Consider the following 18,698-nt stretch of genomic DNA (forward strand, 5'->3'; position numbering starts at 1 on the left):
TTGCTCGCGAGTCTTTGAGCCGCTTCTTAGCTTTCGCAGCTGGCGAGGAAGGTGCGGGTGGCGGCGGCGCCGGCCTGGAATAGCCGCTGATACTTGTCGTCGCCGGTCTTGATATTGAAGTCCGTGGCCAAGACGCCTTCGGTGGGGATATTGATGCTGCGCGCCTGATCCCGCGGCGAATACTGATAGTTCAGGTTTTGCGCTTGCCAGGCGCTCTGGGCGATGTTCTGGATGTGCTGGATCAGGTTGGCGTCTGACGACGGCTTGCCCGGCGGCGCGTCGAAACGGGCGCCGAAGGTTTTCTCCTCCTCCTCCTCATCTTTTCCCTGCTTGGGCTTTGCTGGGTACTTGTCGTCGAAGAAGTTGATCGGGTAGTTCCAGATGGTGCCGCCGTCGACGAATACGCCGGCTGGTTGGCCGGGGTAGCTGAAGTTTTGCGCTTCGAAGAAGAAGGGGATGGACATGGAGATGCGCACCGCCTCGGCCACTTCCACGTCTGGCGTCAGCTCGGCGGAGAATATTCTGGCCTGATGGGCGTTGGCGTCGCAGCCTATCACGTGGAGCTGACGGAAGGGCTGGTCGTTTTTGTGCAGCGCCGGCTTGGCGAAGTCGGCGAAGGTGTATTTCTTGTCCGGCCGGCCGTCCTTGAACTGGCTGGCGACCACGCCTTTCAGCCAGTGGTAGAAGTAGTCGCTGGAATACCAGCCTTTCTTGTTGAACAGGCGCAGCAGGCAGATGAAGTCTTCGAGCGAGATGTTTTTGGCGTGCGGCTGCAGGGTCAGCTGGGCCTGGAAGGCCTTGTGCGCGGCCTGCAGTTGCGGCGTGGCCGGATCAGCCGCTTTTTGCGGGATCTTGCTGTAGTCCAGGGAGTCGGACAGTTCCTGGGTCTTGGCCGCGCTGAGGCGGAAACTGATCAGCATGGAGGAGATGGCGCCGGCGGAGGCGCCGACCACGCGCTGGATCTGCGCCAGCGCGCCGGCCCGCTCCAGTTCCTCCAGCATGCCCAGGTAAGCGATGCCCCAGACGCCGCCGCCGGACAGCGCCAGGTTTTCGAATGAATATTTCATATGCCGCTCCTTGTCGTTGAAATGGGAATGACTCGCCATTTATGTGTACGGCATGGCGCGGCGTTTGCCGCTATTAGTTGACGCGGGGCCCGGGCTTGCCGGCCTTTCGGCCAGGTGTGGCCACCGCGCCGCGCACTTCGAAACGGATCTTTTCCACCACCAGGCCCTTGGCGTCGCGCAGTTCCAGTGCGTGGCGGCCGGGCCAGGGGAACCAGGCCAGGCTGGTGCCGGCGCCCAGGCGCTTGCCGTTCAGCCACCATTGCGGACGGGCCACGCCGCGCGCGCGCAATAACAGGCGCTGATTGGCCGGCGGAATATCCGGGTCCAGCGCGTAGACGCTGCCGTCCACCGGCGCGGCGATGCCCGGCGTCTGGCTGGCGGCGCTGCCGCGCTCCGGCACGATCAGCGCGCGTTCGGTGCCGGCCAGGAACCATTCGCGGCGGCTGGCTTCCACATCCCCTTCATAACGCACGTTCTGGCTCACCACGCCGGCCGGCGGGGATGGCGGCAGCGATGCCGGTGCGCCTTGCTGCGCGCGGTCCAGCACCGCCTGCCACACAGGGGCCGCGCCGTGCATGCCGGACACGTCCCACATCGGCTCGCCGGCGGCGTTGCCCACCCATACCGCCACCGTGCGCTGGCGCGAGAAGCCCACCGCCCAGTTGTCGCGCATGTCCTTGCTGGTGCCGGTCTTGACCGCGCTCCAGTAACGGGTGGACAGCGCGCTTTCCAGGCCGAAGGTGCGCGCGCGCGCGGTGCGGTCGGACAGGATGTCGGCGATGATGAAGCTGCTGGTGGCGTCCAGCTGCCGCTGCGGCTTGGGCTTGGGGTCCGCCAGCGTCCAGCGGGTCGGGCTGGCCAGGCCCTGGTTGGCCAGGGTGCGGTAGGCGTTGGCCAGCTCCAGCAGGCGGATGTCGGCGGCGCCCAGCGCCAGGCTGAAGCCGTAATAGTCGCCGTCCTGCTGCAGGCTGCTCAGGCCCAGCCGGTACAGGCGGTCGCGCAGCGCGTTGGGGCCCACCATTTCGATGGCGCGCACCGCCGGCACATTGAGGGAGGAGGCCAGCGCGGTGCGCGCCGACACCAGGCCCTTGAAGTCCTTGGCGTAGTTTTGCGGCGCGTACAAGCCGGTGCCGGTTTGCAGGCTTAGCGGGCTGTCGTCGAGCAGGGAGGCGGCGCTCAGGTAGCGTCGCTCCAGCGCCAGCTGATAGAGGAAGGGCTTGAGGGTGGAGCCGGCCTGGCGCAGCGAGGTGACGCCGTCCACTTCGGCGGCGTTGGACAGGCCGCGGCCGCTGGAGCCCACCCAGGCCAGGATGTCGCCGCTGGCGTTGTCCAAGACCACCAGCGCGCCGTCCTGCACATTGCGCTGAGCCAGCGCGGCCAGATGGCGGCGCAATACCGAGGCGGCGTAGCGCTGCAGGCCCAGGTCCAGCGTGGAGGCGATGCGGCTGCCGGCCGTCAAGGGCTGGCGCTGCAGCAGCTTTTGGGCGAAGTGGGGCGCGTCCTGCTCCGCCAGCGGATTGGCGGCGCGGCTCTGCGCCAGCGCCTGGCGGGTGCGCACCGCCAGCGCCGCGCAATTGGGCTGGCGGCGCATGTCCTGCAGAATGCGGCAGGCGCGGGCGGCCACTTTGTCCGGCGCGGCGTTGGGCGCGCGGATCAGCGCCACCGCGATGGCGGATTCTTCCAGATTGAGGCCGGCCGGCAGTTTGCCGAACAAGGTGGCGGACAAGGCGGACAGGCCCACCAGCTCGCCGCGGAAGCCGACCAGATTGAGGTAGGCCTCCAGGATCTGAGCCTTGCTCCAGTGGGTTTCCAGCCAGGCGGCGGACCAGCCCTGGCCCATCTTCTGCCATAGGCTGCGGCCGTTGCGGCCCACCTTGAGATCGTTATCCAGCAGGCCGGCCAGCTGCATGGTCAGCGTGGACGCGCCGCGGGTGCGGGTGTTCCACAGATTGCCCCAGGCCGCGGCGGCCACGCCGGACCAGTCCACGCCGCTGTGCTGATAGAAGCGCCGGTCTTCCGACACCACCAGCGCGTGGCGGAAGGCCGGCGAGGTATCGGCCAGGCCCGCCCAGTCCAGCCGTCGGCCTTGCTTGTCCACCCGCAGCCGCTGCAGCGGCTGGCCGTTGCGGTCCAGCACCACCACGTCCGACGGCCGCCATTCTGCCTTGACCTGCTGAAAACTGGGCTGGGCCAGCGCCGGCGCGGCGGCGGCGCACAGAATCAGGGCAGCCAGCCACTGCCCCCCCTTTATGGAGGTTTGCTCCCAAAGGCAGGCTTGGCGTGGAGGTTTAGAACGCAGCAGTCGAAGAGGGAGGGTGCGCATCATGTGCGAGACCGAGTTTGTGGCTGAGTGGGTGGCATGAAAGTGGAGCATGCATTGCATGTGGTCTTTACGGTAATTGATTGTTGTTGCGATATTACGTAATAAAACATTTTAATCTGCAATTAAATATTTTGCATGCTGTTAATTAGGTATTTGCACTAGGTTCTATTCTCTTGATCCTGTTGTATCAATAAAAGGCCTTGGGGTGAAGCTGCCTCTCCTAATTAATGATCTACATGCGGAGGAAGGAATGAGCAATATTGTCAACATTGAAATGGTGTTCGATACGCAAACCATTCTCAACAAGTATCCTGGCCCAAGCCAAAACTCTGGCCAGCCAACCGGCATCGCCCATCAGGACGTTTACATGGTGGCGGAGAGCCGCTTTGTAACAGGCGGACAAGCTTCCGCTGATTTGGCGGTGAAGGCCGAGGTGGATGACGTGATCCGGTGGCGCGCACTGTCTTTGTCTTCGAATGTCAGCCAAAGCGTTATCGTTTACAAAATTCAAAAATTCTCCGGCAGTCAGGTGACCTCCATCCCGGTTCCGACCGAGTCCAGACCTTGGGTGCCCATTCCCAATCAGAATGCGGACAAAGTGGTGGACCCGCTGAATTATACGGCGCAACAAATTCCAAACTACTATCTTGGCTGCAACGTAACGGATACGGGCACTGAAAATTATCAGGTTTGGTTTTATATCACCGAGCAAGTAAGCGGCAATCAAGTTAAAACGCTTGGTTATTTCTATTGGGATCCCGTTATTCAGGTTTCTTGAAATATCAGATTTCATTGAAACCGAAGTGCCGGCAAACTGTTCAGCTTGCCGGCACTTCACCTATTGTAAGGATGAATTATGAATCCGGTTATCGACTTGACCCTGGCGCTGCAACCGGACGTGCCGCAAAACGTCTTGGGTCTGCAGGAGGATTCGCCCGCAGCGGTCAATGAAGGCGCGGTACGGGTTTTTTCCAGTCATACCCTAGTCGAGGAGCGTTTACAGAATGGTCTGCTCCTATTGTCTCTGCCCGATGCCAGGGTGGGGAATACGATACGCTGGTATGGCGCGAGCGCCTCTCCAAGTCAGGGAATGGGCATCATCCCCTATGCCGTTGACCGTGTCGGAGGGCAAGCAGCCACCTCGATCACCGCTCCATGCCTCTGCAAAAGAGGGCAGTTGCTGCCCGAGCAGGATGCCGCCACTTCCGAAATCAATATGACGCGGCTCCATGCTGAAAAAGCATCGTTTTTTTACTGGACTCATGATGTGACGGACTCTGGTCGAGAAGATTTCCGCATCACGCTCCATCTCTACGGCCGCCCCAAGTCTGACGGCTCCCATGGAGAAAGGCTGGGAACGCGCGTGCTCAGCGTGTCCATCGTCATTCCGTAAGCGGCGGCTGCCGGAGGCGGCGACCGCTGCCTTGAACGCAAGCCGTCGACGCGCGGGCATGAGGCATTGCCCGTTTGCGGCGCGCCCTCTTTGACATTGGCCAAAGGGGGCGCGTCGGCTTAATTTTCCCCTTTTCCTACCTTGAACACTGAGTTGGGCAACATGCCGAACACGTCCGGCGCGTACAGCGCTTCCACCCGCGTCGGCGGCAGCTTGAAGGCGCCGGGGTTGTTCAGACGCATGGTGTAGCTGGCTTTCAGGCCGCCGCGCGGCACGTAGCCGTAGTAGGCGCGGTAGCCGGAGAAGCGGCGCTCCACGTAATCGGCGGGGTCGCCGTCGTTGTCCGCCTTGGCGTTGATCGCGGAATCCCGGCCCAGGCCGGAGCCCAGGATGGTGGCGCCGGCCGGGATCGGGTCGTTGACCACCACCCAGGTCATATCACTTTGCGCCTGGATCTCCAGCGTGACCTTGACCACGTCGCCGGGCTGGTACTGGCCGCTGGTTTTCTGGCTGACCGGGCTCAGCGTTTTCTTGATGCTGTAGCCGGCGTAGCGCGGGGCTTTGAGCACGATGGCGGCCTCGGCCTGCACCGTGGCCCACGGCGCGCCGCCGCCGGCGTGCTTGAGCTGCAGGCTGCCGCCGCCCGCGGGCCAGGGCAGCAGGCCCAGCGCCTTGACGCCTTCCTGCGGCCAGCCCAGGTTCAGCTTGGCGCCGCCCAGCGCGGCGCTGGTCTGGCCGCTGACCGGCGTGGTTTCGAACTGACGCGAGAATTGCGCGACGGCCAGGCTGCCCCACAGATTGGAAGTGGTGGTGCCCCAATGGCCTTTTTGCTGACGCCCCAGCAGGCCGGTGAGCAGGCGCGGCATATCCGCCTGCCAGCCCGGCAGCTTGCGCACCGTCAGCAGCAGCTTGGCGGCGTTGACGTCGGCGCTGCCCATCAGCCACCAGGCGTTGTCGCTGGCCTCGGTGCTGAAGCCCATGCGCGTGCCCTGGTAGGTGAGCCGCGCGCGCAGCAGGTTTTCCGCCTCGCTCAGCCGCGCGGCGCGCTGCGGGATGTCCGCTGCGCGGTTCAGCAGCGCCAGCCAGTCCACCAGCATGGCGGTGCTCATCTTCTGCGGGTTGAGGTCCAGCACGTCCAGCATGGCCGGGCGGAAGCGGCCGTAGCGCGCCAGCGCTTCCATTGCGCTCAGGCGGCGGGCGTCTGCGTCCTGGCGGCCCAGCGGCAGATCGCGTTTGATCCGGCCCTCGACAAAGGCGGACAGGCCGTCCAGCAGCCGCGCGCGCTGGGCTTCGGGAATAGCGACGCCGGCTTCGTGGGCGGCGGCCAGCAGATAGCCGCTGAGGATGTCGCTGCCGCGATCCGGCGCGCCTTCGGCCAGCGGGAAGTAGGCGGCGAGGCCGCTGCCGTCCAGATACAGCGGCAGTTCGCTCATCAACTGATCCCAGCGCTTGGCGTCGGCCAGACCCAGCGCCACCGAGCTGCGCTGTTCCAGGCAGACATAGGGGTAGTCCTGGAACCAGCGGCGCACGCCGGGCAGTTCATTGCCCAGCTTGGCCTGCAGGCTGACGCGGATGCCGCCGCGGCCGGGCAGGGCACCCGGCGGCAAGGCGACGGGGATGCTCAGTTCCGGCTCCACGCGTTGCAGCGTGGCCTGCTCCACGGAGATGGGCACCGCCGGCTCGATTTCCTGGCGCAGCGCCAGCTTGTCGGCGGCCTTGCCGTCCACTTGCTGAGCGCTGAAGCTCCATTTCAGTTCCTTGACGTCATTGGGCACCGTCACCGGCCAGCTCAACAGCCGCGCCTCGCCCACCGGCAGGCTGATCTCCTGCGGCGGCAAGTCCGGCAGGCCGGGCGCGCCGGCCTGGACCTTGACCTTGAGCGGCTTGTCGCCGCCGTTGCGCACGGTGACGCCGGCGCTGAACTGGTCGCCTTCGCGCGCCAGCGGCGGGATGCCGGAGCTCAGTTGCAGGTCCTGGGTGACGTTGAAGCCGGCTTCACCGGTGCCGAACAGATCATTGCCCGCGTCGGCCACCGCCACCAGGCGGAAGCGGGTCAGCGCGTCGTTGATAGGCACTTTGACGCGGGCGCTGCCGTTGGCGTCCAGCACCACGCGCGGCTGCCACAGCAGCAGGGTGTCCAGCAGTTCTCGGGTGGGCGCCTTGCCGCCGCCGCCGCCCGGCGGCAGCGATTTGCGGCCGTAATGGCGCTTGCCCACCACTTCCAGTTGAGCGGTGGCGGTTTCCACGCCGTAGCTGTGGCGCTGGTACATCGCCTGCATCAGCTCCCAGCTGCGGTTGGGCTGCAATTCCAGCAGCGCCTCGTCCACCGCGGCGAAGGCCACTTCGGTGCCGGCAGGCGCCGGCTTGCCGCCGGGCAGTTTGACCTGGATGCTCACGTCGGCGGTTTCACGGATGCCGTAGCTCTTGCGCGCCGGGCTCACCGTCACGTCCAGCCGCTTGGCGGCGTCGCCCACCTGGATTTCGGCGATGCCGTATTTAAAGGCCGGCCGCGACAGGTCCACCATGCTGGTGGGCGGGGTGTAATCGCCGCCTTCGTTCCAATAAGCGTCCCACCATTCGCTCGGGGTTTTCCAGCCCCAGGTGAAGAAGGAGTACCACGGCACTTCGCGTACGCGGCCGCGCACCGCCAGCACCGAGACGTAGACGTTAGGGGTCCAGCCCGGCTCGACCTTGAGCTCGATCACCGGGTTCTTGCCTTCCAGCTCCACCACTCGGGTTTCGATCACGCCTTCGCGCTCTATCGCCAGCCAGGCGGTGGCTTTGCGGAAGGGCATGCGCACCTGGAAGCGGGCGGTTTCGCCGGGGGCGTAGCTGATTTTTTCCGGCAGGATGTCGATGCGGTCGTTGTTGTCCACGTCGAACCACAGCTCGTCGTGCTTGCTGACCCAGACGGATTGCGCGCTTTGCGCCAGATTGCCGTTGTCGTCGGCGGCTTCGGCGATCAGCTCCATGTCGCCGGCGTCCTTGAGGTTGATTTCGCAGAACATCAGGCCGCGGCCGTCGGTGCCGCCGCTGCACACCTTGCCCTTGTCGTCGGTTTCCTCGTTGTGGTCCCAGGCGTAGAAGCCGCCCACCAGCCGCTTGCGGCTGGACAGGTAGCGGTGTTCGCGCAGGCTGATCTTGACGTTCTTGCCGGCCAGCGGCTTGCCGGCGGTGTCCAGCACCACGGCCTTGAGCTGCAGCGCGCGGCCGGCGGTGATCCAACTGTCCACGCTGATGCCCACTTGCAGGCCGGCAGGCCACAGCGGAATGCGGCGGGTCAGGGTTTGCACTTCTCCGTTGGGGTCGCGGTAGGCGGCCTCGGTGACCAAGTCGTAGCGGCGGTCCAGCTTGGGCAGCTTGTCCAGCGTGGCCTTGCCGTTGCCGTTGGCGTCCAGTTGCAGCGCGGACTTGTCCAGCAGCACCTTGCCGTCCAGCGAGGATTCGGCCTGATCGCGCTGACGCTGCGGCGGCGAGAAGCTGTAAGCCTCATAGCCCTTGATGCGCTGATAGGCGTCGGCCAGCATGGCGCTGACTTCCACCGGCCAGCCCTTGGCCGGGCCGCCGTTGCCCCAGGACAGAGACACATTGAGCGGCAGCTGCTTGGGGGCGATGCCGGCGTTCTTCACCGTGGAGATGCGGCCGGTCATGGTGGGCAGGCGGAATTCCTCCACCCGGAAACCGCCGCTGCGCAGCGAGTAGCCGTCCAGCTCCGGGCTGGACGGTTTGTCCTTGTCGTCCGGACCGCGTGCGCCCTTGCGTTCCAGGTAGAGCGTGTATTCGCCCAGCTTGGCTTCCTTGGGCAGCGCGTAGTTGCTCTCCGCGTAGCGGCCGTTGCGCCAGCTCAGCGGCAGGCTGATTTCGTCGCCGCTGCCGTCGTGGACGATGCGCAATTGCTGAGGCAGCTGGCCGGGCTTGAGCTGGGCCAGACCGCGGCTGACCTGGGTGCGCAGCAGATGCTTCATCGACACGGTTTCGCCGGCGCGGAACAGGGCGCGGTCCAGGATGGTGTGGGCCAGGATGTTGGGGCTGTCGCTCCACTGGGTGGGGAAGGGGAAGCGCCAGGATTCGATGCCGCGGTTCCAGCTGGAACGCACGAAGGACACGTCGTCGTTGCCCTTGGCGTCTTTGGCGGCGGCGGTGATGAAGAGGCCGGACAGCTCCTCGTTGTCGCACTCGCCGGCCGGCAGCACGGATTTGACCGCGGCCACGCCCTTGGCGTCGGTCTTGCCGGACCACAGCGCATTGCCCTTGCAATCGTAGATGTTGACGCGGGCGGCCGGCACCGGCTTGCCCTTGTCCAGCGTGGTCACCCACACCGCCGCGTTTTCCTTGGAGCTCTTGAAGTGCACCGCCATATTGGTGACCAGCGCGGCCGTGCGCACATACATGGGCTTGGTGCTGGCCAGCAGGGATTTGCCCAGCAGCCGCGACGACACTTCCACCACGTAGAGGCCGGGTTTGGGTAGGGGAATGCCCACCACTTCGAACGGCCATTTGCCCTGCTTGTCCGGCTGGCTGGGCAGCTTCAGCGGCTGGGCGGCTGGCTCCTTGGCCAGCAGCGACAAGCGGCGGCTTTCTATAGTCTTGTCCTTGCCGGCGGGCAGGGCGCTCTCGTGATAGCGCAGCACCTTGGCCAGCCAGGCCATCATGTCCTGGTCCTTGTTCAGCCGCAGCGCCTGGCCGCCCAATTGCACGGATTTGATGTTGAGATCGCCTTCCACCCCGCGCAGGGTGATGGGCAGCGCCGCGTCCGCACCGGACTCTATGATGCCGAACGGCGCGGCGGCGAATTTGGCCAGCGGCGGATAGTCGGCCAGCTTGATGGCTAGCGGGAAGCGCTCGGCGTTGACCAGCGGCCGGCCCACCTCGTCGCCAAAGTCCTTGGGCAGCTTCAGCGTCAGCGTTTCCAAGGGCGGGAACGGCGGCGCGAAGCTGATGCTGTCCACCGGCTCGCCCTTGCCGCGTGCTTCCGCCTGGGGCGCGCGTTCGGCGCCGGCGCCGCTCAGGCGCACCGCCATCGCCAGTTTTTCCGGCACCGGCGAACTGAAGTTGAGGGTGATGGGCTTGAACGGGATGCAAGCGCCTTTGGCGTTCTCGCGCAGGCAGCTCATGCTGGCGGTGAACGGCGGCCGTACTTGGTAGTTGAGGCGGTCCGGCGCGGCCGCGCCGCGCAGATGCACCAGGGTGAGCTTGCTGTCCGGCGCCAGGCGCTGGCCGCAACGCAGCGTCAGCACCTTGGCGGATTGTTGTTCCAGTTTCAGATGCTTGAGCAGCGCCGCGCGCTCGCCGGCCGGCAGGGGCTGGACCGGGATGCGTTCCGGCAGGCTGGAGGATTGGCAATACAAGGACGAGGCCGGCACGCCGACGCCGTTGAATTGCAGCACGAAGGCCTGGTCTTCCTCGATGCGGCCGTTGCGCGGCCAGCGTTCCACCACTACCGGCGCGCCGGTGTAGAAACGGAAGCTCAGGCCGGCGTCCACGGCCTTGCCCTGCAGGTCCTTGAGGCCGGGCTTGGGCGTGAAGCGGCAGTCGGTATTGGCGGCCGGGGTTTCCGACACGTCCAGCACCCAGGTCTTGTCGTCCACCCAATGGCCCTTGGCTTTCAGGCCGCAGCTCCAGGCGAACGGCGCCGGCGCGGCGCTATTGCCCAGCGGAATCATGCTGCTGTTGAAAGTGACGCGCACCTGCTGCACTTCTTTGACTTCGCCCTGGGGGCTGAAGGTGGTGACGCCGGCGGCAAGAGCGGCGGCGCCGACGAAACCCAAAAGCGCGGGCGCAAGGCGGAATGGCAAAGACATGGACGAGGCTCCGGAAAATACCATCGCAATTATACGCGGCTGGAGCGGCGGCAAGGAAAGAGATGTAAAAAAGACCGGCCCATAGGCGCTCGCCGCACTCATGCGTCCCAATGCTCATGCGCCTTTGCTAGCGCCCAAGCGAGCTCAACGGAGGTGGCGCTTGGGGCCGTGAAGCTTAGCGCTGTTGCGCGGGCATATGGGCCAGGCTTGACTAGCCGCTGATGGACTGCATCAGCTGCTTCAGCTCTTCCAGTCTCTTTTGATGAATGGAGTTAACCAGTTCTTTCCCGCCGATATTTTCCAGGTGCTGTTTTTGCCGTTCAAGCAAGGTTTCCCCTTTCTTGTTAATCTCCTGCGCCTCTCTGCCCGGCCGGGCGGTAACGTATTTCTCCAGCCTGCCGCGGCCTTGGGTGTGCTTGTAAAAAGAGGGGGGGATCAATTGGTCGGACTCCACGGATGAGGAGAAGAATCCATTGCTGGAAGGGATGGCGCCCGAAGCATTCATTTGGTGCAGTTCTGATACGGCCTGATGCTCTTTGAACAGCTTCTTGGCCAAAGCCAGGCTGAAAATAGCGCATTCGCTCCCGCTTCTTTGAATGTCCATTTCCATCATGGAAAAGCAGATGTTGTGGGAGCTTAGCTGGTCCAGCGCGGATTTTGCTCTGAAAGCCAGGAACATTGGGCCAGTTGAGTTGAAGTTGGCGGGTTCAAACATCAGAACGGAGGGTCTGCCCTCTACCAGCCTATAGTCAAACACGGCAAAATGAATGCCGTCGCAGCCCATGTTTACGATATATCTTCCCGATTCGCTTCCCTTGTGAAATATCTCTAATATTTTGTCAGACAGGTCCCTCGCGTCGCTTGCGTAAGTCAGATTAAGCCCAGGCTTGGAGGTGTTGGCGGATGCAATTAGGCCGGGTATGAATTCTTTATCCAGTTTGGCAAAACTGGATGTTGTCCAAGCGCCGGAGTCCAAGCTTTTTTCCACGTCGCGGATGTAACGACCGAGATCGGTTCGATAACTATCGCTCCTATCAAAGTGAGAAGAGTGTGTCGCGCTAGAGATTGATCCCGGCATGGCCTTGTTCCGATGAGTATTTGAAGTGGCGATTGTAGACAGCGCTTAATAAAGCTCTTTCAAAATTCGATCACGACATGGCCTGGCATAGCATCGAAAAACAGGCGGAGATTGCCTTTCATGGTCTTGAGGCGTAGAAAAACCCGCATCAGCGGGTTCCCGGCATGGGGTGGAGCGCTTGTCGCCAAGCGGCTCGCGTGTCGTCGCGGCAATTTTAGAACGAGTAAATCAGTCCCACGCCAAATGAGCGGATTTCGGCGTCGTAGAAACTGATGTCGGCGTTGGATTTGCCGTAGGCAGCGCTGACGAAGGCGGACAGCGCTTTCTCGCCGAACAGCTGATGGCGCAGGTAGTTGAGGTCGACGGCGTAGGCATTGCTATCGGCTTTTTTATTGCCGAACAGCGGGTTGCTTTGGTCGAAGCGCTGTTTGCGGAATTGCAGGCCGGCGCTGAAGGTGTTGAGGTCGCTGCTGTAGGCGTAGTCCAGGCTCAGGCCGTAGCTCTTGTTGCTCATCGCGCCGCCGTCCAGCTTGTCCTTGCCCCAGCTTAGACCCGGGGTCAGCGTTTGATTAGGAGCGAAGGCCCATTCATAGCCTGCTTTCAACAAGGTGGCGTCGCCGTTGCGGTTCAGCGTGGCGCGGTCCGCCGCGCTGAGGCCGGCCACGCTCTGGCCGCTGCGCTCGTCGTCTATCTTGATGTTGCGCTGGGTCAGCTGGGCCTTGAAGCCGGTGCCCATGATGTTTTCCCAGCCCAGCAACAGGCCGGTGGATTTGCGCTTGGTGCCGTCGCGGTCCGAGCCCACGAGGTAGGGATCGGTCCAGGTGTTCTTGCTGAGGCCACCATAGAGCAGGCCGGCGGAGACGATGCCGTTGTTGCCCACTTGCTGGCGCACACCCAGTTCCAGGGTGTCGTCCATGCCCAGCGGGTCGTGAATCTGGCTGTCGAACACGATCTGGGTGCGGCTGGCGGCGAAGGTGTAGCTGAGATCCAGCACCGGCAGCGCGAAGGAGTCGTTATGGGACTCCGGCGCGCTGTTCAGGCTGTTGGTTCTTTGGTTTTTGTCCCCCTTGAAGAGGTTGGATTTGACGCGGTTGCCGCCCACGCCCAGGCCGATGCTGCCGGAGAAGCCGTTTTCTTCCGGTATCGGGTCCGCCACTGCGAGTTGAGCCGCCAACAAAGCCGACAAGCCTACGCATATAGTGCGCATATTCATCATCCTCAAAATAAAAGAGCTGCCATGGTTTCCGCCGACGCCGCGCCAAGCCGCATGGCGGGCGTCGCTTGTTTATGCAAAATGAATTGACTGTCCATATTAAGCCGGGGACCGGTCGAAATGTCGCTTCCTCCGCAAATTAAGCCTGAGATTGCTTTGTTTTAGCCGCGGCTTGTTGCGGAATTGCCATCGGCGGGCCTGCCGCCCGCAAGCCGGAAAGACTATCGCTTTGCGGACTAAGCGAGCCCGCGGCTAGGCCTCCGATGCGATGGGGAAAGCGGTTTGGTTTTGTGCATATATTAAGTTTGTGGCGGAGTTTGATGCAAGAGGCGCTGCAACGCCGCCTCGTAGGTGTTGAGCCGGTCGATGTACTCGAACACGTCCAGCGGCGCGATGCTTTGCGTCAGCACTTGCTCGATCAGATGGAAGAAGCCGGTCCAGCAAGCGTTGGCCGCGTCCGGGGCGCTGAAGTCGACGTCTTCGGCAATGCGCGCCAGCAGGAAGCGATCCGCGCTGCCGGGGTTGTCTTGCAGGAAAACGAGGTAATGGCCCGCGTACTCCCGTCCCAGCAGATAGGCTTGGCGGCGATCGGCCAGCGGCGGCACTGTCCAGTAGTGGGGCCGGGCCTGGTCGGGCAGTTGCGCGGCGAAGGGCAGCGCATGGTAAGGCAGGGGTTGGGGATCGGGCTGATAACGGCGGCGAAGGGGGTGATTGCGTTTCATGAAGAGGCTCCTTTGCGAGGTTCATGCCCGCGACTCCGCTCTCATTCGGGATGGCGAGCACGTGACAGGGTTGAGAGACCGGCGCAAAGGACCCGGCAGACCATGAAGGCCTCCCCGCCACGGCTTGCCGAAAAATGGGCGCAGCAATGGCGCCGGTTGCGCTGAACAACCGGGAATCTTTGCAGAACGGGCTCTCAATCCCGGTGCCTGTAATCTCAAGCACGGGCGCATTATTGCCGGCTCGCGGCGTGCTAGGCAAGCGCGGCGTTTCGCCCGGACCGAGGTGCGCGGACCCGGGGTGGCGGGCGGGGCTGGAAATATTGGTGGTAGTATTGAACGATCAGCAACCATGCCGCGAAAGGGCTGGCATGACGAGGATTCGCCGCTTTGCCTGGGCCGTGCCGTTGTTGCTGGTCTTGTCCGCCTGTTCGCAGCAGCATTCCGCCGATGGTTCGCTCCAACGCCGGCTGGATCTGCAGGAAGCGCTGGCTTTCGTGCATCAGGATGTGCCGCTGGCCGGCAACCATCTGGTGCTGCGCTCTTCGCTGGGCGGGCGCTTCGAACTGAAATTCTATGATCGCCAACTGGTGGCGCCGCTGGACGCGCAATGGCGCCGGGTGCGCATCGCGGACGCCCGCGTCGTCGGCGAGGACGCGCTGGTGCTGTTGCGCGCGGACGATGCGGAATGCGCGCCGGCTTACCGCCTGCTGCAAGTGCGCGACTACCGGGTGCGCAGCTGGACGCTGGTGGCCAGCTGCAATCAGGAGGGGGCGATGACGGTGGACGAGGACGGCGGCGCATGGCGGGCGCGTCAGGCGCGCAATCGCTTGAACGCGATGCTGTGGACCTGGCGCGGCGGCGAGCTGGAGGCCAGGTTGGAGCGCCCGGCCTCGGCCTATGATTCGCCGCGGACGCTTTCCCGCGGCGGCGGGCGGGGCGCGCGCGGTCCGCGCGGCGGCCGCGGCGAGATGCCGGGCAGTGAGCGAGGGCTGCCTCCGGCGGAGTAGGCGCTTAGACCCGCTAACAAAACCCCTGATCCCGCGTTGCGCCTCCTTGTCGTACCACTTGTACTGCCTGCGTCGGCGCGCCTTGGCTCAGGTGCGCTGCGCGGTTTTGTTAGCGGCTCTTAGAACGTGTTTACGATCTCGCGAGCTAAGGCGAGACAAGGCGGAAACGGCAGAAGAAGCGGAATGTACAAGCGGTACATGAGCATTTCGAAGCGGTGCTCACCGTGCCACGTCTCACGACGCGCAGCAGATCGTAAACAGGTTCTTATTGCGCCGGCGTCACTCGCACCTTGATGCTGCGCTCCAGCTGCACATTGCTGCGGCTGACGCCGATGAGCACGGTTTCCTGGCCGCCTTGGTCGCGGCCTATGCCGCCCACGGTCAGCCATTCGCCCACCGCGCCTTCCACGGTGGTGGCCAATTTGGCGCTGTCCAGATTCTGGCCGTTGAAGGCTTGCTGGCTGGCGGCCAGCTCCAGCGTCACCCGCTGGCCGTGCAGCCGCGGCCGGGCGTAGAAGCCGGTGACGGCGTCCTGGTAGCGCACGCCCACCACCGGCCGGCCGTCAGGGCCGAACATCAGCCAGGGCAGCGGCCGGCTGCTGCCTATCTCGATGAAGCCGGTCTTGCCGTCCAGCATGCGCAGCGCCTGACTGGCTTGCAGCCGGGTGTTGGACTGGCTGGCGCCGCCGGCGATCACCACTTGGCTGCCGGGGCGCAGCGTCATCGGCTTGCCGGTGCTGATGCTGTAGCCGCCGCCCTGTACCTGGCCGCCCAATTGCACCGCGGATTTGCTTTCTCGGCTGACGCCGTCCTGGGCCACTTCCACCAGCAGGGACGAGGATTTGACGTCCAGCTGGCGGATCAGCCGGCGCAGCTCCGCGCTGCGGCCGGGCGGGGCGTCCAGGATCAGCTGGTTGCCCAGCGCGCCCAGTTTTTCACCGTCGCGCAGTTGCGGCCGCAAGGCGGCGGCCACTTCGTCGCCGTCGCGCCAGTTGAGGGTGATCACGTCGGCGGCGTTGGCCGCGGCGGCGAGGCCGAGCAAAGCGGCTGCGATCAGGGTTGTCTTGCTAGATTTCATGTCACAAATCCTTGCCGGAGCGCCAGATGGCCCAGACCAGCCACACGCTGTTGAACATGGCCAGCATGAAGCCGACGAAGCCGAAGAAGGGCAGGCCGAACAGCTTGGGCCCGGCGTTGACGGTCATCACGATGGAGGAGCCGATGATCAGACAGCCGGTGACGATGCCCATGGTCAGCCGGTTGGTGCTGCGGTCCAATTGACGGCCGAAGCTGTCCAGCCGCTGCAGGTCCAGATTGACGCGGAACTTGCCGTGGCGCATGTCCTTGCCCATGCGCATCAGGTCGCGCGGCAGGCTGGAGAGCATGGCCAGCGCTTCGCCCAGCGAATGGCGGCCGCGTTTGAGCAGGGCCGCCGGGTGGTAGCGGGCGATGGAAAGCTCGCGCACAAAGGGGGTGATGTGGGCGATGAGCTGGAAATCCGGGTCCAGCTGGCGGCCCAGGCCTTCCAGGGTGATCAGCGCCTTGAACAACATGGCCATGTCCGGCGGCAGCAGGATGGAGTGGTCGCGGATCAGCGCCATGATGTCGGCGATCAGCTGGCTGATGTTGATGCCCTTGAGCGGCACGTGTTCGTACTGGAACAGGAATTCGCCCACGTCGTGGGCGAACTGGCGTTCGTTGACCGGGGTGTTGCCGGTCCATTCGATCAGCACGTCGATGATGCCGGCTTCGTCGCGGTTGGCCACGGCGGCGAGCAGATCGACGATTTCATCGCGGCGGCCATGGCTGATGCGGCCCACCATGCCGAAGTCGATGAAGGCGATGCGGTGTTCGGGCAGGAAGAAGACGTTGCCCGGATGCGGGTCCGCGTGGAAGAAGCCGTGGATCAGAATCATCTTCAGCACCGCGTCCGCGCCGCGCTGGGCCAGCAGCACCGGGTCCAGGCCGCTGTCGGCCAGTTGCTCCAGCCGGGCGGCCGGCACGCCGGCGATGTAGTCTTGCACGTTGACGGCGGCGTTGGTGTAGTCCCAGTAGACCTTGGGTACCTGGACTTCCGGATCGTCGGCGAAGTCGCGGGCGAAGCGCTCTGAATTGCGGGCCTCCACCGCCAGGTCCATTTCCCGCTTCAGCGAGCGGGCGAACTGGCCGACGATTTCCACCGGCTGAAAGCGGCGCACGTCGGGAAACTCCAGTTCCAGCAGGCCGGCCAGGTGGTTGAGGATGCGCAGGTCGGCTTCCACCTTGTCCACAATGCCGGGGCGGCGCAGTTTCACCGCCACGTCGCTGCCGTCGTGCAGGGTGGCGCGGTGCACCTGGGCGATGGAGGCGGAGCCTATGGGATTGAAGTCGAAGTGGGCGAACACGTTTTCAGGCTCGTCGCCCAGCGCGGCCTTGACCAGGCGGCGCACCGCTTCCGGACGCACCGGCGGCACCCTGTTCTGCAGTTTTTCAAATTCGGCGATCCAGTCCGGCGGGAACACGTCCACGCGGGTGGAGAGAATCTGGCCCAGCTTGATGAAGGTGGGGCCCAGTTCTTCAAAGGCCAGGCGCACGCGCACCGGGGTGGGCGGGCGGTTTTCCGCCTCCGGCAGGTTGAGGTTCAGCCATTGGCCGGCCTTTTCCACCGCGCGCGGTAATTTTAGCCTTTGGGCGAATTCGCCCAGGCCGTGACGGATCAGAATGCCGCTGATTTCCTTCAGTCGCGGCAGGTCGCGCATGGCGATCAGGGTTTCTCTCAGCATCGGTTCTGCCTTGTGGGCATTGGGTTTTCGCTCAAAAACAAAGGCTTGCCGTCCGGGTGCGCCGGCGCCGTCCCGCCGCGCGGTTTCGCCGCCGGCCATGCCAGTGCGATGGATTGTACGCCATTAGTGCCGGCTGTCTCGTCCAAGGTTCAAGCGGGCCGGCCCAAAGCGCTGGAAACGGCCTGCCTGCGGCTTTACACTGCCGCCCCCGTCCGATAGAGTTCGGCCTATGAAATTGCAACTCCGCTTAATGACTCTGGTGCTGGCGGGCTTTATGGTATTCGCTGAAGCGGCGCCGGAAAAGGCCCCTCCGGAAGGGCGCCCCGCGGCGGAAGCTAGCGCGCAGTCTGGCCAGGACGACCCCATCTCGAAATTCTCCTCCCCCGCGGAAGACGCGGTGGGGGATTTGTTGTTGCAAGCCATGAGCCTATTGGGCGTGGCCTATCGTTTCGGCGGCAACTCGCCGGAAAACGGCCTGGATTGCAGCGGCTTCATCCGCTATGTGTTTCAAAAGTCCTTGAAAGTGAATCTGCCGCGCACTTCCGCTGAAATGGCCCGCGTTGGGAAATCCATCAACCGCAGCGAACTCGTGCCCGGCGATCTGGTCTTTTTCAATACCCGCGGCTTCAGTTATTCCCATGTCGGCATGTATATGGGCAACGGCAAATTCATCCACGCGCCGCGCACCGGCAAGAATATCGAAGTGGCCAATATCAACCAGAGTTACTGGAACGGCCGCTTCAACGGCGCGCGACGGGTGAACCGCAGCACGGCGGCGCAGGCGGCGGACACTTCCGACGATCTGACCGTGGCGACGCCGACGCGCAAGGCCGCGGCGGTAAGCGCTCCGGCGGCGAAGTGCCGCAAGGGCAAGAAGTGCAAGCCGGAGGTCTCCGCCAAGAAGGGCGGCAAGGCCGAAGCCAAGAAGCCCGGCAAGAGCGGCGGCAAAGCCGCGGCCAAGAAGGGCGGCAAGGCGGCCGGCGGCGCCAAGAAAAAAGCCAAGCGTTGATTGGCGGCTTAAGCTGATAAGGATGCAGGAACAACATTGCCCGCGTTGCGGGCAATGTGCTTTGGAGCGAAACGATGGCATTGAAAGTGGACATACCGGTGTGGAAAGACCCGCAAGGCAATGTGGTGGCCTGCGTGGAGAAGCTGAAAGTGATGCAGGAAAACCTGGAGGAACTGGCCCAATTGGCGCAGGACGCCTTGGAGGACGCGGTGCTGATGGGCTGCGACGAAGGCCAGGTCAAGGATTTCCTGGTGCAGGTGATGCAAAGCCTGCACAACCCTTATCAAGGGCGCTGAGCGCCGTTTTCATCCACCCCCTCGGGC

13 protein-coding genes are annotated in these 18,698 nt (G+C 64.0%); 5 read left to right on the forward strand and 8 right to left on the reverse strand.

Annotated features, from left to right (window positions below):
- Positions 1 to 26: 26 nt before the first annotated feature.
- Together QUG03_RS07595 and pbpC are read right to left on the reverse strand one after the other, a co-directional pair.
- Positions 27 to 1,067 (reverse strand): patatin-like phospholipase family protein, encoded by a 1,041-nt coding sequence (locus QUG03_RS07595; RefSeq protein ID WP_500819748.1) that lies wholly within the window; start codon positions 1,065 to 1,067, stop codon positions 27 to 29.
- A 73-nt stretch (positions 1,068 to 1,140) separates the two neighbouring features.
- On the reverse strand, positions 1,141 to 3,393 hold the full coding sequence (gene pbpC / locus QUG03_RS07600) for a penicillin-binding protein 1C (RefSeq protein WP_500819749.1): 2,253 nt from the start codon (positions 3,391 to 3,393) through the stop codon (positions 1,141 to 1,143).
- A 247-nt stretch (positions 3,394 to 3,640) separates the two neighbouring features.
- Between pbpC and QUG03_RS07605 the strand changes: the two genes are divergently transcribed.
- A complete protein-coding gene (locus tag QUG03_RS07605) occupies positions 3,641 to 4,168 on the forward strand; it encodes an inclusion body family protein (RefSeq protein ID WP_486637147.1) in 528 nt (175 codons plus the stop codon).
- A 78-nt stretch (positions 4,169 to 4,246) separates the two neighbouring features.
- A complete protein-coding gene (locus QUG03_RS07610; RefSeq protein ID WP_500819750.1) occupies positions 4,247 to 4,783 on the forward strand; it encodes an AidA/PixA family protein in 537 nt (178 codons plus the stop codon).
- Positions 4,784 to 4,902: 119 nt separating this feature from the next.
- On the opposite strand, the gene QUG03_RS07615 is transcribed toward QUG03_RS07610, so the two are convergent.
- From QUG03_RS07615 to QUG03_RS07630, 4 genes are all read right to left on the reverse strand, one after another.
- Positions 4,903 to 10,584, reverse strand: a complete 5,682-nt coding sequence (locus QUG03_RS07615) for an alpha-2-macroglobulin family protein (RefSeq protein ID WP_500819751.1) — start codon at positions 10,582 to 10,584, stop codon at positions 4,903 to 4,905.
- A gap of 211 nt (positions 10,585 to 10,795) precedes the next feature.
- Positions 10,796 to 11,662 (reverse strand): YopJ/AvrA family T3SS effector serine/threonine acetyltransferase, encoded by an 867-nt coding sequence (locus QUG03_RS07620; protein ID WP_500819752.1) that lies wholly within the window; start codon positions 11,660 to 11,662, stop codon positions 10,796 to 10,798.
- Between the two features lie 214 nt (positions 11,663 to 11,876).
- Positions 11,877 to 12,869: a DUF2860 family protein gene (locus tag QUG03_RS07625; RefSeq protein ID WP_500819753.1), complete on the reverse strand. Its 993-nt coding sequence runs from the start codon at positions 12,867 to 12,869 to the stop codon at positions 11,877 to 11,879.
- A gap of 305 nt (positions 12,870 to 13,174) precedes the next feature.
- Positions 13,175 to 13,597, reverse strand: coding sequence for a hypothetical protein (locus tag QUG03_RS07630; protein WP_500819754.1), 423 nt, complete (start codon positions 13,595 to 13,597; stop codon positions 13,175 to 13,177).
- Positions 13,598 to 13,965: 368 nt separating this feature from the next.
- On the opposite strand from QUG03_RS07630, the gene QUG03_RS07635 reads away from it, so the two are divergent.
- Complete coding sequence (locus QUG03_RS07635; RefSeq protein ID WP_500819755.1) at positions 13,966 to 14,604, forward strand: hypothetical protein; 639 nt, start codon at positions 13,966 to 13,968, stop codon at positions 14,602 to 14,604.
- 265 nt (positions 14,605 to 14,869) lie between these two features.
- Here QUG03_RS07635 and QUG03_RS07640 read toward each other — a convergent pair whose 3' ends face one another.
- A complete protein-coding gene (locus QUG03_RS07640) occupies positions 14,870 to 15,682 on the reverse strand; it encodes a hypothetical protein (protein ID WP_500819756.1) in 813 nt (270 codons plus the stop codon).
- Between the two features lies 1 nt (position 15,683).
- Entirely contained in the window at positions 15,684 to 17,366 is a 1,683-nt protein-coding gene (locus tag QUG03_RS07645) for an ABC1 kinase family protein (RefSeq protein ID WP_486637155.1), read from the reverse strand.
- A gap of 229 nt (positions 17,367 to 17,595) precedes the next feature.
- Here QUG03_RS07645 and QUG03_RS07650 point away from each other — a divergent pair, with 229 nt between their 5' ends.
- The gene (locus tag QUG03_RS07650; RefSeq protein ID WP_500819757.1) at positions 17,596 to 18,375 is read left to right on the forward strand and encodes a C40 family peptidase; all 780 of its coding nucleotides are present in this window, start codon (positions 17,596 to 17,598) and stop codon (positions 18,373 to 18,375) included.
- A gap of 74 nt (positions 18,376 to 18,449) precedes the next feature.
- Positions 18,450 to 18,671, forward strand: a complete 222-nt coding sequence (locus tag QUG03_RS07655; RefSeq protein ID WP_048415208.1) for a hypothetical protein — start codon at positions 18,450 to 18,452, stop codon at positions 18,669 to 18,671.
- The last annotated feature ends 27 nt before the right edge of the window (positions 18,672 to 18,698 follow it).

This window comes from Chromobacterium sp. CCUG 30098 (assembly GCF_059916605.1).

Coding starts and splice junctions, on each gene's coding strand:
- QUG03_RS07655 (WP_048415208.1), top strand. CDS start 18,450: ATGGCATTGAAAGTGGACATACCGGTGTGGAAAGACCCGCAAGGCAAT.
- QUG03_RS07650 (WP_500819757.1), top strand. CDS start 17,596: ATGAAATTGCAACTCCGCTTAATGACTCTGGTGCTGGCGGGCTTTATG.
- QUG03_RS07640 (WP_500819756.1), bottom strand. CDS start 15,682: ATGAAATCTAGCAAGACAACCCTGATCGCAGCCGCTTTGCTCGGCCTC.
- QUG03_RS07635 (WP_500819755.1), top strand. CDS start 13,966: ATGACGAGGATTCGCCGCTTTGCCTGGGCCGTGCCGTTGTTGCTGGTC.
- QUG03_RS07605 (WP_486637147.1), top strand. CDS start 3,641: ATGAGCAATATTGTCAACATTGAAATGGTGTTCGATACGCAAACCATT.
- QUG03_RS07625 (WP_500819753.1), bottom strand. CDS start 12,869: ATGCGCACTATATGCGTAGGCTTGTCGGCTTTGTTGGCGGCTCAACTC.
- QUG03_RS07595 (WP_500819748.1), bottom strand. CDS start 1,067: ATGAAATATTCATTCGAAAACCTGGCGCTGTCCGGCGGCGGCGTCTGG.
- QUG03_RS07620 (WP_500819752.1), bottom strand. CDS start 11,662: ATGCCGGGATCAATCTCTAGCGCGACACACTCTTCTCACTTTGATAGG.
- pbpC (WP_500819749.1), bottom strand. CDS start 3,393: ATGATGCGCACCCTCCCTCTTCGACTGCTGCGTTCTAAACCTCCACGC.
- QUG03_RS07610 (WP_500819750.1), top strand. CDS start 4,247: ATGAATCCGGTTATCGACTTGACCCTGGCGCTGCAACCGGACGTGCCG.
- QUG03_RS07630 (WP_500819754.1), bottom strand. CDS start 13,597: ATGAAACGCAATCACCCCCTTCGCCGCCGTTATCAGCCCGATCCCCAA.
- QUG03_RS07645 (WP_486637155.1), bottom strand. CDS start 17,366: ATGCTGAGAGAAACCCTGATCGCCATGCGCGACCTGCCGCGACTGAAG.
- QUG03_RS07615 (WP_500819751.1), bottom strand. CDS start 10,584: ATGTCTTTGCCATTCCGCCTTGCGCCCGCGCTTTTGGGTTTCGTCGGC.